The organism is Nocardia otitidiscaviarum NBRC 14405 (assembly GCF_000308635.1).
Taxonomy (GTDB): domain Bacteria; phylum Actinomycetota; class Actinomycetes; order Mycobacteriales; family Mycobacteriaceae; genus Nocardia; species Nocardia otitidiscaviarum.
Window position 1 is genome coordinate 41,189 of the sequence record NZ_BAGD01000050.1, and the last position, 15,724, is coordinate 56,912.

The following is a 15,724-nucleotide window of genomic DNA, read 5'->3' on the forward strand; positions in this document are numbered from 1 at the left end:
CCATGAGCGCCGATCCGTACACCGACGACGACCGGGCCCGCCTGGTCACCGAATCCGCCAAGACGGCCGGGCTCAGCTGGTCGTCGACGCCGGCGCGCCGCACCGATTTCTCTCGCGACCGCGCGCGAGTGCTGCATTCCGCCGCGTTGCGGCGACTGGCGGACAAGACACAGGTCATGGGTCCGCGCGAGGGCGACACCCCGCGCACCCGGCTCACCCATTCGCTCGAGGTCGCGCAGATCGGCCGCAGTATCGCCGACGGGTTGGGCTGCGATCCGGATCTGGTCGATCTGGCCGGAATGGCCCACGATATCGGCCATCCGCCGTACGGCCACAATGGTGAGCACGCCCTCGACCAGTTCGCCGACGCCTACGGTGGATTCGAGGGCAATGCCCAGAACCTGCGGATTCTCACCCGCCTGGAACCGAAGGTCGTCGACGAGCACGGGGTGAGCGCGGGTCTGAACCTCACCCGCGCCGCCCTCGACGCGGTGATCAAGTACCCGTGGGGGAGAACCGCTCCCGGCGGCAAGTTCGGCGCGTACGACGTGGACATGGAGCGGCTGGAGTGGGTGCGCCGGAATGCCCCGGAGCGCCGCCAGTGCCTGGAGTCCCAGATCATGGACTGGTCCGACGATGTGGCGTACTCCGTGCACGATGTGGAGGACGGTGTGATCGCGGGCCGCATCGATCTGCGCGCCCTGGGCGATCCGGTGGAGCAGGCCGCCCTCGCCGAACTCGGTGCGGCACAGCACCGTTCACTCGATCCGGACGAGCTCGTGGCCGCGGCGCAGCGCCTGTCCGAGCTGCCGGTGGTGGCCGCCGCCTGCGACTACGACGCGTCGCTGGCGGCCTCGGTGGCGCTCAAACGCCTCACCAGTGAATTGGTCGGCCGCTTCGCCACCGCCGCGGTGGAGGCCACCCGGGAGGCGTGGGGCGGTCGCCGACTGTGCCGCTACGCCGCCGACCTGGCGGTCCCCCCGATCGTCGCCGCCGAGGTCGCCGTGCTGAAGACGGTCGCCCTGCGCTACGTCATGTCCGACCGTGGCCACCAGGATCGCCAGCGTGACCAGCGCGAACGCATCCTGTCGGTCGCCGACCACCTGCTCGCCACCGCGCCGCGCGGGCTGGATCCGGTACTGCTGCCCTGGTGGGAGGTCGCCGCCGACGACGCAGCCCGGGTGCGCGTCATCGTGGATCAGATCGCGTCCTACACCGAGAGCCGGTTGGAGCGCGTCGCGGCCGCGATCCCCTAGCGCACCCCTAACCGGTCGCGAAACCTCGAACCGCCGCCGGACGATATGTCACCCTGGAAGGTGAGAGACCGTCGCGCCCAATCGTTCCCGCGGCGGTAATTCGGCGAGCAGGGGACACGATGCCGATGGGACTCGAATCAGCCGTCGACCTGGATCGGTATCCGTTGGACCGCCGTGACCCCGCGGTCCTGAAAACCCTGATGGCACAGTGGCGCGCGGAATTCGAATCCACGGGCACGGTGCTGCTGCGCGACTTCTTGAAAAGGGGAGCCATTATCGAAATAGCCGAGATGGTCGTGGAATCGGACGATTCCGTGGCGGACTCGACCGTCAGTGTCACCACGCTGACCTATGACCGAATACCCGAATCCTCGCCACTGAAACTTCTCTACCGCTGGGAACCACTGCTCGATTTCGTCTCCGGTGTGGTCGGCGAGCATGCCTACCGGTCCGCGGACGACCGCGCGGCGGTGACGGTGCACGGTCACGAACCCGCCGACGAGAACTGGCATTTCGATGCCGCTGACTACACGCTCACCCTGCATGTCCTGGCCCCGGAGTACGGCGGCATGTTCGAGTACGTGCCGCTGCCCTGGGCGACCGGGGAATCGTTTCCGGCCCAGCTCATCGCGGGTCCGCGCCGACATTCGGTGCGAGTGCTGCCCACCCTGCCCGGTGCGCTGATGCTGCACGCGGGCAGGCTGTCGGTGCACCGGGTGACGCCGAGCCGGGGACCGGTGCCCCGCGTGAGCGCGACCATGGATTTCCATTCCCGTCCCGGGCGTACCCTCGGTGAGGAAGCCCGTCGGCGCCGGTTCGGTGCGGAGGGTCGACCATGAGGTCTCGAATCGTGGGACGAGGATTTGTCGAGTGTCATTCGGCTGTGTCATTCTGCACCCGGAATCATTCCCCCGCGAATGATTCGTTCCAGTTGGTTTTTCGGGTGCGCTGCATTCAGAGGGGGGCTGATCGCCGTGGGCGATAGATTCCGCGTACCAACGCTCGATGTGGCCGGTTTGCGAATGGACCGGGCCGATTTCGGCACCCGGCTCCGAGACGCATTGGCGGACACCGGTGTCTGTTATCTGATCGGCGTCGAGATTAGGCAGCTCCCGCTCGTCGACGTCCTCGCGGCGGCCAGGCAATTCTGCGCGCACGCCGCCGCCTCGGGGGTGATCGATGTCGCGCACCTGCCCGACGATGTCGCGACCGCCCAGCTGCGCCAGTCGGTATCGGACTGGGCGCGCGGCCTCGCGGCACTGTCACCGGATCTGCTCGCCGCGCTCGCCTCGGCACTGGGGTATCCGGAGGATCACTTCGACCGCTGGGTCGGGCGAGTGACGGCGGTGCGCCCGCAGCTCGTGCACGTCCGCCCGGAGCCGGACCGGCGCCGCACGCCGGATACCGCCGTCCACGGCGACACCGGCTTCCTGACCTTCCTGCTGCCGGACCTGCTGTGCGGCCTGCTGGTCGAGGACTCCGCCGGACACTGGCGGGAGGTGCCGCCCCGGGAGAATTCGGTGCTGCTGACGGTCGGTGGTGCGGCCGAGGCCGCGACCGCGGGGCGGGTGCGCGCCGCCGCGCATCGGCTGTGGTCCCCGCATGCCGCCAAGGGCCGGGTCGCCGTCACCATGGCGGTCGAATCGACCGTCGAATTCCGATCCGCGCCACCGCGGTTCGCCGCCAACTCGCACGGCTGACGCGCGAGTTCGGCTACGGGTGCATGGCGAGGTAGTGGGCGACGCTGTCGGCGGGCGGCCCGTCGGCGACGACGCGGCCCTCGTCGAACACCAGGACACGGTCGAAGTCGGCGAGCAGATCCAGATCGTGGGAGACAACCACCACGCGCTGCGGCAGGGTGTGCAGCAAGCGAGTGATGCGGCGCTTGTTGCGCAGGTCCAGCAGCGTGGTCGGCTCGTCGAACACGACGTGGTCGGGTCGCACCGCGAGTACCGCCGCAATGGCGAGCAGCTGTTTCTGTCCGCCGCTGAGCAGATGGGCGGGATGGTCGCGGTAGTCGCTCAATCCGTACTCGGCGAGCACCTCGGTGACGCGGGCGGCGATCTCCGGCTTGGCCAGCCCGTGGTGTTTCAACCCGAACGCCAGGTCTTCGGCCACGGTCGGCATGACGATCTGCACATCGGGGTCCTGGAAGACGAAGCCGACCCGTTTGCGCACCTCGCGGCCCCGCTTGCGGGTATCCAGCCCGTCCACTCGCACCCGGCCCTCGGTCGGGATCTGCAAGCCGTTGAGCAACCGGGCGAAGGTGGATTTGCCCGAGCCATTGGAGCCGATGACGCCGATGCGGTGCTCGCTCAGCGTCAGATTCAGCTCGCGCAGCACCTCGCGCTCACCGAAACGATGGCCGACACCCTCGAGTTCGATCATGCGCGGGCCGGGATGAGGGGGTAGGCCCGGCGCACGGCGACCGCGGCCAGCGAGCCGATCACCGTCTTCACCGCATCACCCGGGAGGAAGGCCGCGGAGGTGACGATGGCCTTGCCGAGCGGGATGTCGGCCGCGACGGCCATCCACGGAATGCCGATGGCGTACAACACGATCGCCCCGCCGAAGAAGTTGATCGCCAGCGCGACGGGCAGGTTGTAGCGCCGCCACAGTCGCTCGGTCAGCAGACCGATGACCAGCGCGCCGACCGGATAGGCGAGGACGAAGCCGCCCGTCGGACCGAGGATCACCGACAGTCCGCCGCGTCCGCCCGGCAGTACCGGCAGGCCCACCAGGACCAGCACGACGAACAACAGCATCGCCAGGGCGCCGCGTTTCGCGCCGAGGATCGATCCCGCCAGGATCACGCCCAGGGTTTGCGAGGTGAACGGCGCGAACGCCCCCGGCAGTTGGATGAGCGGGAAGAACCCGAGCACCACCATGATCGCCGTGAACAGCGCCACCTGCGCCAAATCCCTACTACGCACCGGAGCATCGTAGGGGAGGGACGGGTGTGATCTGGTACGGCGGTCTCGCTTGCCGCGGCGCTACTGCAGCCCGCGGGCGTCGAGGGCCTCGCCGAGATTGTCCGCCATGCGCAGGGTGCGGATGAGCAGTGGAATGAGGAAGGCGGTGCTGCGCTCGATGCCGCGCGCCCGCTGCGCCGCCCGCACCAGCTCGGCCTGTTCGCGGATGACCGGAATGAAGCGGATGGTCATGGCCACCAGCAGGCCCACCCGCTCGGGGCGCACGCCGACCGGTCGCAGCGGACTCAATACCCGTTCGATGGTGTCGATCATGGCCGAGGTGCGCGTGGTGAGCGTCACCAGATTCGCCAGCAGCACCAGCGCCAGGATCCGTTCGCTCACCAGTACGGCGCTCACCCAGCCGGTGAACATCAGCTGGGCGATGGCGATCAGGACCAGGAACGGGGCGATGGCCAGCACCTGCCGTCCGGTCGCTCGCCAGGGAATTCGTGCCAGCGCGTACAGGGCCAGCACGACGCCCAGCGCCACCGCCAGCCACACCGGCGAGGTGACGAAGAACAGGGCGGTGCCCGTGGTCGCCAAAACGATCAGCTTCGCTCCGGCGGGCACGGCATGCACCGGCGTCCGGGCGTCGTGATAGAGGCTGAGCACCGCTAGATGGTGGCATGCGGCCCACCCTTTCCCGAGGTGCGGGGGCCGGGGCCGATCTCCGGGTGCGTCCGGGTCTCGCGTGTCGCCGTGGCGCGGCTAGACTCGCGGCGTGGCCGGACGACTCCCTGATCGTGATATCGCAGCGATTCGTGAACGAGTCCGGATCGAGGATGTCGTCGGCGAATACGTCGCCCTGAAGGCGGCCGGTCCGCTCTCGATGAAGGGCCTGTGCCCATTCCACGACGAGAAGTCCCCGTCGTTCCACGTGCGTCCGCAGCACGGTCACTTCCACTGCTTCGGCTGCGGTGAGGGCGGCGACGTCTTCGCCTTCCTGCAGAAGATCGAGCACGTCGGATTCGTCGAGGCCGTGGAACAGTTGGCCGACCGGATCGGCTACAAGATCAATTACGAGGGCGGCGGCACCTCGGTGCAGCGCGACCGCGGCACCCGCAGCCGCCTGGTGGCAGCCAATCAGGCCGCCCACGAGTTCTACATGGCGCAGCTGGGCGAGCCCGGAGCCGAGGCCGCCCGCAAGTACCTCACCGACCGCAATTTCGACGCGGACGCCGCCCGCCAGTTCGGCTGCGGCTACGCTCCCGGCGGCTGGGACGCACTCACCAAACATATGCTGCGCCGCGGCTTCGAGTTCAAGGAGCTGGAGGCCGCGGGCCTGTCCAAGCAGGGTCGCCAGGGCCCCATCGACCGTTTCCACCGCAGACTGCTGTGGCCCATCCGCAATCTCAGCGGTGATGTGATCGGCTTCGGCGCGCGTCGGCTCTACGACGACGACCAGATGACCGCCAAGTACATCAACACCCCGGAAACGACGCTGTACAAGAAGTCCCAGGTGTTGTTCGGCCTCGATCTGGCCAAACGCGACATCGCCAAGGCACATCAGGCGGTGGTGGTCGAGGGCTACACCGATGTGATGGCCATGCACCTGGCGGGCGTGAAAACCGCGGTGGCGTCCTGCGGTACGGCCTTCGGTGAGGAACATCTCGCCGTGCTGCGCCGCCTGCTCATGGACGACAACTTCTGGCGCGGCGAGATCATCTACACCTTCGACGGCGACGCGGCCGGGCAGGCCGCCGCCCTCAAGGCGTTCAGCGGCGACCAGAAGCTCGCCGGGCAGACCTATATCGCCGTGGCCCCCGACGGCATGGATCCGTGCGAGCTGCGCCAGCGCTCCGGCGACGGCGCGGTCCGCGACCTGGTGGCCCGCCGAGTCCCCCTGTACGAGTTCGTGATTCGCGGCCTGCTCGCCGAACACAACCTGGATTCCCCCGAGGGCCAGGTCGATGCCCTGCGCCGCGCCGTCCCCGTGGTCGCCCAGATCAAGGACAACGCCCTACGCAAGGCGTACGCCACCAAACTCGCGGGCTGGGTCGGCTGGGACGATATCCAGCTCGTCGTCCGCCGCGTCGGCGAGGAGGCCCGCAAGATCGCCCGCGGCGGCGCGCGCCCCGGCATCCCGGGACGCGAAGCGGCGCAGGAGGTCATGGCGCACCCCGCCGCCCGCCCCAACCCCAACGACCCAACCCTGCTCCCGCAGCGCCAATCCCTGGCCGCCGCACTGCAATACCCGGCCCTGGCGGGTCCGCTCTTCGACACTCTCGACCCGGAGGCCTTCACCCACCCCGCCTACATCGCCGTCCGCACCGCCATCACCGCCGCCGGCGGTGTCTCCAGCGGTATCGGCGGCTCCGAATGGGTCGCCCTGGTCGCCGACAACACCCCTGACCTGACGCTGCGCGCCCTGGTCTCCGAACTGGCCGCCGAACCCCTCCCGGTCAAATCCGCCGACGACGTCCCCCGCGTCATCACCGGCGTCCTGGCTCGCACCCAGGAAGCCTGGGTCGGCCGCCAGATCGCCCAGCTCAAGTCCAAACTCCAGCGCATCTCCTCCACCGAGCAGACCGACGCCTACCTGGAACTCTTCGGCGACCTGGTAGCCCTGGAGCAATACCGCAAGAGCCTGCTCACCCAGGCCATGGGCAACTCCGACGACTTCGCCATCGGCAGCTGAACCTGCCCGAGCCCGCGTCAGCGGCGCAGCTGATCCTGCGGCACCATCACGGTGGTGCGCTCGTCCAGCGGCACCATCGGCTCCAGCTTCGGCTGGGTGCTCAACTTGTCCGCCAGCTTCTGCCGACTCACCAGCACCAGCTTCCGCGTGACCGGACTCTCATTGATCGCCCGCGCCGTCTTGCTGATCTGCTCATACCGAGCCCGCCCGGCCTTCGCGCCCAACACATACCCGGCAGCGACGCCGATGATCAACCGCAGCATTGAGAAGTGCTCCTCCCGTAGGCCAGTCCGCGCCTACATCCTGCCCGAACCCCCCACCCCCTGTCGATCCGGCACCCCACCCCCAACCCACCACATGTCCGCAGGTAGAGGGGCGATTTGGGAACTTCGGCGAACGTACGCTAAAGTTTCAATCCGTTCGGCCCGCCAGGCCGGAACGGGAAACAATCCCCTATAGCTCAATTGGCAGAGCAGCCGACTGTTAATCGGCAGGTTTCTGGTTCGAGTCCAGATGGGGGAGCAGGAATAGGCCCCTGACCAGTAGGCATGGTCAGGGGCCTTATTCGTTTGGTCCACTGATCGGACCCGCACCAAGAAGCCTCGAGAATTCACCGCCGAATGTTTCGTCGACCGGTCCTGTCGAAGTCCGGCCAAGTCGTCCAACAGCGTTGGCGGTACTGGTGCTGGCGGACGCACCACTGGTTGTTCGCGAAGCCGATCCATTCAATGTCGGAGCGGGCTTCGACGAGAACCTGCGAGCGGGTTCCTGCTGTGCCTGCCAACAGCTCACCAGAGTTGACTGATCACCGTTGCTGCCGCGAAGCACAGCAGTGTGCCGATCACGGCGACGAGCAGGCCGGCTCCTGTATGCCGTGCACGGCCGCCCGACAAGCAAAGGATGGCCGCGGCGACGAGTTCGGCGACGTAGAGGAAAGCGAGGAGGAAGACGAGCGAGGGGACGATCGTTACCGGGAACAGGTTGATCGTCAAGGTGATCGTCGCTGTGGACACGGACGCCGGGCCGAACCAAGCAGTCACTCCCGAGTTGGGGCGATCGATATTCACCATTGCGGCGGCCCCTGTCCTACTTTGCCGAAAAGTAGAGCAGCGCAATAAGTACCGTAGCCGCACTCCAAGCAGATGCAGCTACCACGGCGGCTGTGGCGACGGCGCGAACGGATCCCGATCCCCACCACCACAGCACTGCCGCGTATCCCGCCGACACCGCTGCGGCAATGACGAAGGCTCCCAATGGAATCTCCGTGGCCTCGGAGTCGATGAGCCGCCCGGCGATGAGCAGAACCAATGTGTTCACGACGAACCACCCGGCGACACTCCACGTCGCCGCCGTCCAATACCGGTGATCGGAACCAGTTGCGCTGTGCCCCATCAGTTCATTCCCTTCGGCAGTGGTACGTGAGGTGGGGTGTCGACGGGTCCGAACGGTGTCGACTGTGTCGGATTTCCTGGCACGTCATATTCGTAGTTCCAGTCGTGGAACCTGGGAAACACGGTGTCGGGATTACCGATGTCGTGGTGGAAGGGCAGGTTGACAGCCGGACCCCACGATCGGCCGGTAGCCGCGGGATCGATGGCGATGGTGCGCGTCGCGCCGGAGGGCAGATCCTGGTGGGCCTCCAGTGACGGGTAATCGGTGCGGGTGCCCGCGAGTGTGACCCCGTCGCGGCCGGGCGTGAAGACCAGGTCGCCGTTGACGGTCATTTTGTGGTCGTCGAGGTTGACCGTCGTACCGTCGCCATCGAGTATCGGTGGGTCCGCGGCCAACCCCGGTGCGAAGGGATTGCCACCAGGGTTGTTCCATTGCGGATTGCTGACATCGCGCTATTCGATGAAGTGCGAGGTCCGGACCAGCCCCTGGCCTTCTACCGGATTGATCCGCACGACCCGGATTTCTGGAGGGACCTCGCGATACTTGGGGTCATAGCTGTACATCCGCTCATCAGCGGCCCCCGGTGTGGAAACCCATCGCTTCCAACCGTCGGCGGAACGCGTCATCGGTGGCCGCGACGTCATTCGCGACCTGTGTCATCGCTGCCGAGATCTGCGCGATTCGCTGCGAGACGCGTAGCCACGCACCTTCGGTGTATTCGGTTGCCAACTCGCAGGCCGCACCGAGTGGAGTTCCCGGCAATGCCACGGCAACTGACTGCGCCGAGGTGCGGACGTCTATGGCGTCAATCGTGGCGGCAACCACGTCGAGAGTGCGCGCAAGCCCGTTGATCTGCTCGATATCAGCTTCGAACATGGCCACGGCGACTCCTCTCCAGGCGTTTCCAGCATGGCTCTCGAGGGATAGTCGGTAGGTGCGGATTGCTGCGGCGCTGGTCAGGGTGCGTGGCGATGGCTGGTAGAACTGCTGTAGCAACCATTCAGCACTCATGAATCCGGTACTCGCGGAGACAGTCGAGCCTGCCGGCCCGGACGGCAAGCCGCCCGCGCCTCGGGCAAGATGAGCCGCATGAAATCAGCACGTTCGGCATGTGCCCTGTCCGCGATGGTTCTCGCGGTGATCGTGGTGGGGGGCTGTTCAACGGATGAGGCGACGCCTGCGTCCGCATCGACTTCGACATCTACCGCTGTGGCCGCGACCAGTACAACCACGACCACCGCGAAGATGTCCGCGCAGGCGGCGCCGCCCGCGACGGTGGACGATCCGCTGAGTGTGACGTGCGGGCAGTTCACGAAGTTGGACAAGGCGGCTCAGTTGCAGGTCATTCAGGCGATCTTCGGGGACGATCCCGCTAAGAACGATGATCAGGTGTCGTTGGCGGACCTGCTGTGCCTGTCGGATTACGTCCAGGACAAGCCTGTCAAGGACGCACTGCCCAAGCCGTGACGGCCGCTTGAACCGCCGGGGTGAGAACCGGCGGCATCGGCGTGCCTCACGTCAAGTCCGGCCCGTCGCCCTGCGGCTGGTCCGACTGCTTCGGGGCCGCGGGCACCCACTCCCGCAGCGGCTGCACCACCGCTCCGTAGAAGGCATCGGTCGCCGTCGTCACGCTGGTGATGAAACTGGCCGCGGTGCCGGAGCGGCGGTTGCCGAGAGGGAAGGTTTGTTCCAGGGAGAAGGAGACGATCTCTCCGGCACGGCCGTCGGTCAGGATCTTCGGGTTCGCGCGGATGGTGTCGAGGTGTTCGCAGGTCTCCATACCCTTCTCGGAGAACACCGCTTCGACTTGGACTTGGCCGGGGGCATCAGCGAGTTGGCGGAGCAACCAGGAGAGGCGGCGGCCGGCGGTGCCTTCGTTGGGGGCTTCCAGGGTGGTGCGGCAGCGGATCTTGTTGGTGCGGATGTCGGCGACGACGATCAGGTCGCCCGCGGTGTCGGGGATACGCAGGGTCGCTTCGAAAGTGCCGTCGGATGCCAGGCGTTCGGCGACGGCGGTGTTGCGGGCGGCGGGATCGGTGCGGTGCCGACGCGGCAGCTGATGTTTGACCTCCACGCCGAGTTCGGCGGTCAGGCGCAGGGCCAGGTGGCGGGACAGGGACACCCAGCGTTCGGCGACGGTCAGCGCCTTCTGGTCGCCGGCGCGCAGGGTGCCCGCGGTGACGGCGTCACGCACGGCGACCCAATGGCGGCCCATATCGGTGAATTCGGTGGCTCCGGAACGGGGATGTTCGAGGTAGCGCAGGAATTCGCCGAGGATCCAGGTTCGCAGTTCGTCGTCGATGCCGCCGTGGGACAGCAGCATGCGCGCTTCGTGGGCGATCTCGGCCCAGGACAGGTGCCGCAGGTCCACCTTGGCGAGTTTGCGGCGGTCCACCTCGACCGGCAGTTCGCCGGGGCCCGCGGGAACATCGTTGGAGAGGCTCACGACCGCGTCGTACCTCTTCCGGCGTGCCACATCGAGGTAGCTCTCCAGTTGATCACGCTTGAGTTTGCCGGTGCCGGTCTTCACCTCCAGCAGGCCCGTCCACACTCGGTTGCCGCGTACGACCTTGAGAACCGCGTCGGGGATGACCTTGGAATCACCCCGCTCGTACTGCACTTCGACATAGCCTTCGAAAGCCCCTGCGGGAGCGCCCATCCGGGCGCTGAGCGCGCGTGCGAAGGGGCGAACCGCCTGCATGGTGGCGATCAGGGCGGAGGTGGCGCGGCGCTCCTGCTCCTCGCTCGCACCGACGCCGACGACCGAGAACAGTCGGGCCGGTTGCCAGGTATCGCTCTCGGCGAGCCGGAATTCGATCGGCTTGGCCTTCTTGGCGACCCGTTTGGCGGTGCGCACGCCCCGGGTTCGCGTCGGCTTCGAGACCGCGTCGGCGGCTGCGGAACCGACCTCCGGCGTGACCGCTTCGTCGGATGGCGCGGCCGCTTCGCCGGACGGCGCGCACGCAACCGAGGGAGCCGCCGCGTCGACCGGTGCTTCCGGTTCCTGATCGTCGTCGATGGTGACGCCGAAATCCGTTGCCAGACCGGCGAGCCCGGAATCCCAACCCTGTCCCACCGCGCGCACCTTCCAGGTGTCGGCGCGGCGGTACACCTCGCCGAACAGGAACGCCGATTCCGACGAGGCATCACCCGACAGGTACTCGGCCACCGGATGCCCGGTGCCGTCCACGATGCGGAACGCGATCTTGCCCAGATCGCCGAAGGCGCCGGTGGTGAGACTGCCCGCCAGCGCCACCGTGTGGACGTCCTCCGGAACGGCGGTCAGATCGATCGTGATGCGGGTCTGCGCGCCCTCCTCGGTCGCGCTCGTGCCCAGCATGCGAACCGAGCCGTCCGCCGATTCGGGTTGGTTGTAGAAGATGAAGTCGCTGTCGCCGCGTACCTTCCGGTCGGTGCCGAGCAATAGCGCCGACGCGTCGACGTCGATCTCCGATTCCGTCCATCCGATGACGACATCGATGCGTTCCACATCCTCGGGCAGGGGCAGATTCTGACCTTTGGACAGCATTGCTGACGTCACCGTTTCACCCTTCGAATTTCGACTGCGGTGCAATGGGTTTCGACGGTGGTCGAGGACCCGTTACATATCTCGTCTTCGATATGTCGGGACACAAATGGGCAAACAGGTCACACATCGTGTTCAGTACAAAACTCTGCTGACTTCCTGAGCCAGGAATTCACTATTCCGCGTCGTTTGCACTGACGTCCTGTGCCAGCCGCTCGGACGTGGATAACGACTGCTCCGGTCCGGGCGGATGTCTCAGCACCGGTACGGCAAACCCGCCGTACAGATTTTTCGCAGAAGGATCTCCTTCTGCCCCGACCATGTGGGGAAACAATGACCACACCGCCTCCGGGCTATCCCATCCCGGCACAGCAACCTGCTGGCGCGCCGTACCCGATGCCACCGCGGAAACGCAAGGTCTGGCCGTGGGTGCTGCTCGCCGTATTTCTGGCCTTCGTCGCCCTCGTCGGCGGCTGCGTGGCACTCTTCAGCACAACAGCCAACGAAGTGGCCAAGAGCGAGGAGCGCCGCACCTCGGCCGCGCCCGCCGGTTCGCCCGTTCGGGACGGGCAGTTCGAATTCGTGGTGACGGGCACCGAGCGCACACCGACGGTCGGCGAGGGTTACCTGGCCGAGACGGCCCAGGGTGAATACCTGCTCGTCTATGTCGATATCACGAATACCGGCGGCGAGCCGCGCAGCTACTTCGGTGAGAACCAGAAGGCGATCGACGACCAGGGCCGGGAATTCACCAATGACACGATGGCGGAATTGACCATCGATTCCGGACCCAAGGAACTCAACCCTGGCCTGACGATATCGAAGACGATCATCTTCGATATCCCGGTCGGCTCCCGGATCACTGCCATCGAGTTCCATGACTCGATGTTCTCCGGGGGTGCGCGGGTCGCACTCGAATAGCGAAGGCCGCGCCGACCGGCACCGAGCAGCTCGAATCACGGGCTGCCGGGTGTCGGTGCGGCGCGCTAGCCTCGGATTATGTGCCGAAATATCACCGCCCTGCGAGGGCTGGAACCGGCGGCTACGCCGGAGGAGATCAATGCGGCCGCGCTGCAATATGTGCGGAAGGTCGGCGGGCTGTCGAGCGTGTCCGACACCAATCGGGCGGCGGTGGACGCCGCGGTGGCGGAGATCGCGGCGGCCACCGAGCGGCTGTTGGACGCGCTGCCGGAGCGGCGGGTGCCGCCCAAGACCGTGCCGCCGTTGCGGCGGCCCGAGGTGAGGGCACGAATGCAGCGCGCCTGAGCGGGAGGTTCGCATGGTTGAGCGGAAACCGGCGGGGATGGGGTTCGAATCCTGGATCGATCGGCAGATTCGGGAGGCGACCGAACGCGGTGAGTTCGACGATCTGGAAGGGGCGGGGAAGCCGATCCCGGGGGAGGGGACGCCGGTCGACGAGAACTGGTGGTTGCACGGGTATCTGAAACGGGAGGGAGTGTCGGGGGACGCGCTGCTGCCGCCCGCGCTGCTGCTGCGGCGGGATATCGAGCGGATCGACGAGAGCGTGCGCGACGCGAACTCGGAGGCCCAGGTGCGCGAAACGGTCGGAGAACTCAATCGGCGCATTGTGGAGTGGCTGCGGATGCCGGTCGGACCGGCCGTGCCGATCCGGCCCGTGGATGCGGACGAGGTGGTCGCGCGATGGCGAAGCGGCCGGTTGACGGCGACTGAAACGGCCATCGGAGCCGTCCGCGCCGACTCCGACGAATCCAGCCGCGACCGGACCGATGCGCCGACGCGCTGGTGGCATCGGCTGTGGGGCGGCCGACGGCACTGAGCCGCCGTGGCGGCCACAGAGCCAGCGGCGCCGCCGTGGCGGCCACACGAGGCAGCGGCCTACTTCCGACGGTGTGCCCAGCAGTCCTGCACGAGCGCGTCGAGATCGGAAGCACTTGGTGCCCAGTCGAGTTCACCCACAGCGCGGCCCGGGTCGATGATCAGCGTGCGCGGTTCGGGAACGGCCGGGCCATGGACCAGGGGGACGCGGCGTCCGGTGACGCGCTCGACGGCGGCGGCTACATCGAGAACGCTCGAGCCCTTCCCGCTGCCGATGTTGTAGCGGCGTGACGATCCCTGGGGCGGCAGTTGCTCGAGCGCGGCCACGAAAGCCGTTGCGGCATCGCGCACATGGAGGTAGTCGCGGACCGCGGTGCCGTCACCGTTGACCGTCAGGGGAGTGCCGTCGAGAGCGGCGGCGAGGGCGCGCGGAATCAGCCTGGTCGGGTCCGGATCCGCACCGCCCGCGATATTCGACAGCCGCAGTACGGCCGCGCCGAGCCGACCGGTGCTCGCCTGCGCTTCGACGGCGAGTTCGGCCGCCAGCTTACTGCTCGCGTACGGGTGCGGCGGTGCGTCCGGCAGGGCCTCGCCCATGGGTTGCAGCTCCGGTGACCCATAGATGGAAGCCGTCGAGGCAAGCACGATTCGGCGCACACCGGCACCGGCCATGGCCTCCAGCAGGGTGACCGTTCCCCCGGTGTTGACTCGGAAATATCGCAGCGGATCGGTCAGTGACTCGCGGGCGCGCCCCAGCCCGGCCAGATGGCAGACGGCATCGACGCTCTCCACGGCCTCCCGTACCGCGGCCGCGTCGAGCAGCTCGGCGATCCGGATATCCGCCCACTCCGTCGGCAGCTCGCGCACCGCTTCCAAGGTGGAAGTCGGCCTGCGTACCATCGCGACCGGTTGGTATCCGCTGCTCCGCAATGCCGCGACGACCGCCCGCCCTACATAGCCTTCGGCCCCCGTCACCAGTACCCGCACGACCGACTCCTCTCCACCGGGAGAACGTACGCCCCGCTCCCTACGAGCGCGCCCGCGCGTACAGCCGCTGCGCCTCCTCCCGCTCGGCCGCGATGCGCCGCCGCCGCACCACCATGGCCGCGGCCGGATCCGAGCCGGTCAGGAGGGCGCGATGCAGTGCGTCCGCATCGTCGATGGCCTCGCATGCTCCGCGCCCGGCGGCAGGGGTGATGGCGTGGTCGGCGTCACCGCACAGGATCAGCGGCGGCTGCGGCGGCTTCGCGGTGTCGAAGGGGACCGTTCGAGCATTGGAGACGTGCAGGGTCTCGGTGTGATCGAGCAGTTGGTCGATGATGTCGGTATCGGGTGCGGCGGCGCGAATGTGCTCGGCCCAGACCGAGACCGGATGGAATCCGGTCTCCCGCTGAGGTATCGGCGGTCGGGTCAGGCGCGCGAACCAGAAGGCGGCCTCGTCGTTCCAGAGGTGTCCGAAACTGCTGGTCGGCAGGATGCCCGCGCCGAGGCGGCCGTCGAAGTGCAGTACCGACGGTTCGGTCGACAGGCGGACGGGTGTGATCGTGGTGCCGTAGAAGATGACCTGCCCGGCGTATTCGGGGGTGCGTTCCGGCTCCAGGCGGGTGCGCCCCACGGAGTCGACGCCGTCGGCGGCGATCACCAGATCGTCGATGGCGACGACATGATTGCCGCTGCGCACGGTGCCGCTGGTCGGATCGATATCGGTGACCGGTGTGTCGAAATGCAGATCAGCGCCCGCGCCGCGGGCGAATTCGGTGAGCGCGCGCATGAGTTCGGGTCGCCGATACAGCCGATGCCCGCGACTGTTCAGTTCGCCCCGGCCCGGTGCCAGGTAGTGGAAGCGGAACCCGGAGACCGGATACGACGCCGCCATCAGTGCGGCCGACGGTACTTCGAGTTCCGCCAGCACATCATGAGCATGCCGGTCCAGAACAAGGAATGACCCGTCGCCGCCCGGCGTGCGCCGCTCGAATACCCGGGCCGTCCTTTCGTGGCAGGCCAGCGCTCCAGCCAGTACTGTTCCGGCGATTCCGCCGCCGATGATCGTGACCACAGCACCTCCTGACCGCTACCGGTCGACACCATTCCCGACCGGCCTCCCCGACGATAGCCGATCCCTGTACGAGCGCATAGCAAATGA

Annotated in this window: 19 protein-coding genes and 1 tRNA gene; 9 read left to right on the forward strand and 11 right to left on the reverse strand. The window is 67.4% G+C overall.

Annotated elements, in window-relative coordinates:
* The first annotated feature begins 2 nt into the window (after positions 1-2).
* The 3 genes from ON31_RS09160 to ON31_RS09170 all read left to right on the forward strand — a co-directional run bounded on the left by ON31_RS09160 (position 3) and on the right by ON31_RS09170 (position 2,956).
* On the forward strand, positions 3-1,256 hold the full coding sequence (locus tag ON31_RS09160; RefSeq protein WP_039811550.1) for a deoxyguanosinetriphosphate triphosphohydrolase: 1,254 nt from the start codon (positions 3-5) through the stop codon (positions 1,254-1,256).
* Positions 1,257-1,381: 125 nt separating this feature from the next.
* A complete protein-coding gene (locus ON31_RS09165; protein WP_039811552.1) occupies positions 1,382-2,095 on the forward strand; it encodes a HalD/BesD family halogenase in 714 nt (237 codons plus the stop codon).
* 183 nt (positions 2,096-2,278) lie between these two features.
* A complete protein-coding gene (locus ON31_RS09170; protein WP_039811555.1) occupies positions 2,279-2,956 on the forward strand; it encodes a 2OG-Fe(II) oxygenase family protein in 678 nt (225 codons plus the stop codon).
* Positions 2,957-2,969: 13 nt separating this feature from the next.
* On the opposite strand, the gene ON31_RS09175 is transcribed toward ON31_RS09170, so the two are convergent.
* The 3 genes from ON31_RS09175 to ON31_RS09185 are packed head-to-tail and all read right to left on the reverse strand — an operon-like array spanning position 2,970 to position 4,840.
* Complete coding sequence (locus ON31_RS09175) at positions 2,970-3,644, reverse strand: energy-coupling factor ABC transporter ATP-binding protein (RefSeq protein WP_039811558.1); 675 nt, start codon at positions 3,642-3,644, stop codon at positions 2,970-2,972.
* The gene (locus ON31_RS09180; RefSeq protein WP_039811561.1) at positions 3,641-4,189 is read right to left on the reverse strand and encodes a biotin transporter BioY; all 549 of its coding nucleotides are present in this window, start codon (positions 4,187-4,189) and stop codon (positions 3,641-3,643) included. The genes ON31_RS09175 and ON31_RS09180 overlap by 4 nt, the downstream gene beginning before the upstream one ends.
* Before the next feature lie 60 nt (positions 4,190-4,249).
* Entirely contained in the window at positions 4,250-4,840 is a 591-nt protein-coding gene (locus ON31_RS09185; RefSeq protein WP_039811563.1) for an energy-coupling factor transporter transmembrane component T family protein, read from the reverse strand.
* 109 nt (positions 4,841-4,949) lie between these two features.
* Here ON31_RS09185 and dnaG point away from each other — a divergent pair, with 109 nt between their 5' ends.
* Positions 4,950-6,866 carry a DNA primase gene (gene dnaG, locus ON31_RS09190; protein ID WP_039811566.1) on the forward strand — a complete coding sequence of 639 codons (1,917 nt, stop codon included), beginning with the start codon at positions 4,950-4,952 and terminating at the stop codon, positions 6,864-6,866.
* Positions 6,867-6,883: 17 nt separating this feature from the next.
* Here dnaG and ON31_RS09195 read toward each other — a convergent pair whose 3' ends face one another.
* Positions 6,884-7,129: a hypothetical protein gene (locus tag ON31_RS09195; RefSeq protein ID WP_029932092.1), complete on the reverse strand. Its 246-nt coding sequence runs from the start codon at positions 7,127-7,129 to the stop codon at positions 6,884-6,886.
* Positions 7,130-7,315: 186 nt separating this feature from the next.
* Between ON31_RS09195 and ON31_RS09200 the strand changes: the two genes are divergently transcribed.
* A tRNA-Asn gene (locus ON31_RS09200) sits at positions 7,316-7,388 on the forward strand.
* Between the two features lie 266 nt (positions 7,389-7,654).
* Here ON31_RS09200 and ON31_RS09205 read toward each other — a convergent pair.
* The 4 genes from ON31_RS09205 to ON31_RS09215 form a co-directional block, all read right to left on the reverse strand.
* Complete coding sequence (locus tag ON31_RS09205; protein ID WP_147287179.1) at positions 7,655-7,936, reverse strand: hypothetical protein; 282 nt, start codon at positions 7,934-7,936, stop codon at positions 7,655-7,657.
* Between the two features lie 16 nt (positions 7,937-7,952).
* Positions 7,953-8,183 (reverse strand): hypothetical protein, encoded by a 231-nt coding sequence (locus ON31_RS36555; protein ID WP_147287178.1) that lies wholly within the window; start codon positions 8,181-8,183, stop codon positions 7,953-7,955.
* 74 nt (positions 8,184-8,257) lie between these two features.
* On the reverse strand, positions 8,258-8,590 hold the full coding sequence (locus tag ON31_RS09210) for a hypothetical protein (RefSeq protein ID WP_147287177.1): 333 nt from the start codon (positions 8,588-8,590) through the stop codon (positions 8,258-8,260).
* Between the two features lie 238 nt (positions 8,591-8,828).
* Positions 8,829-9,140, reverse strand: coding sequence for a hypothetical protein (locus tag ON31_RS09215; protein WP_051037018.1), 312 nt, complete (start codon positions 9,138-9,140; stop codon positions 8,829-8,831).
* Positions 9,141-9,347: 207 nt separating this feature from the next.
* Between ON31_RS09215 and ON31_RS09220 the strand changes: the two genes are divergently transcribed.
* The gene (locus ON31_RS09220; RefSeq protein ID WP_147287176.1) at positions 9,348-9,725 is read left to right on the forward strand and encodes a hypothetical protein; all 378 of its coding nucleotides are present in this window, start codon (positions 9,348-9,350) and stop codon (positions 9,723-9,725) included.
* A gap of 46 nt (positions 9,726-9,771) precedes the next feature.
* On the opposite strand, the gene ON31_RS09225 is transcribed toward ON31_RS09220, so the two are convergent.
* Positions 9,772-11,799 carry a TerD family protein gene (locus ON31_RS09225; protein ID WP_085996365.1) on the reverse strand — a complete coding sequence of 676 codons (2,028 nt, stop codon included), beginning with the start codon at positions 11,797-11,799 and terminating at the stop codon, positions 9,772-9,774.
* A 318-nt stretch (positions 11,800-12,117) separates the two neighbouring features.
* Between ON31_RS09225 and ON31_RS09230 the strand changes: the two genes are divergently transcribed.
* From ON31_RS09230 to ON31_RS09240, 3 genes are all read left to right on the forward strand, one after another.
* Positions 12,118-12,705 (forward strand): DUF4352 domain-containing protein, encoded by a 588-nt coding sequence (locus tag ON31_RS09230; RefSeq protein ID WP_039811579.1) that lies wholly within the window; start codon positions 12,118-12,120, stop codon positions 12,703-12,705.
* 78 nt (positions 12,706-12,783) lie between these two features.
* Positions 12,784-13,050, forward strand: coding sequence for a DUF2277 domain-containing protein (locus ON31_RS09235; protein ID WP_039811582.1), 267 nt, complete (start codon positions 12,784-12,786; stop codon positions 13,048-13,050).
* A gap of 13 nt (positions 13,051-13,063) precedes the next feature.
* Complete coding sequence (locus tag ON31_RS09240) at positions 13,064-13,582, forward strand: DnaJ family domain-containing protein (RefSeq protein WP_039811584.1); 519 nt, start codon at positions 13,064-13,066, stop codon at positions 13,580-13,582.
* 59 nt (positions 13,583-13,641) lie between these two features.
* Here the strand turns inward: ON31_RS09240 and ON31_RS09245 are convergent, their stop codons facing one another.
* A complete protein-coding gene (locus ON31_RS09245; RefSeq protein WP_039811587.1) occupies positions 13,642-14,568 on the reverse strand; it encodes an NAD-dependent epimerase/dehydratase family protein in 927 nt (308 codons plus the stop codon).
* A 40-nt stretch (positions 14,569-14,608) separates the two neighbouring features.
* A complete protein-coding gene (locus ON31_RS09250; protein WP_147287175.1) occupies positions 14,609-15,637 on the reverse strand; it encodes an FAD-dependent oxidoreductase in 1,029 nt (342 codons plus the stop codon).
* Between the last annotated feature and the right edge of the window lie 87 nt (positions 15,638-15,724).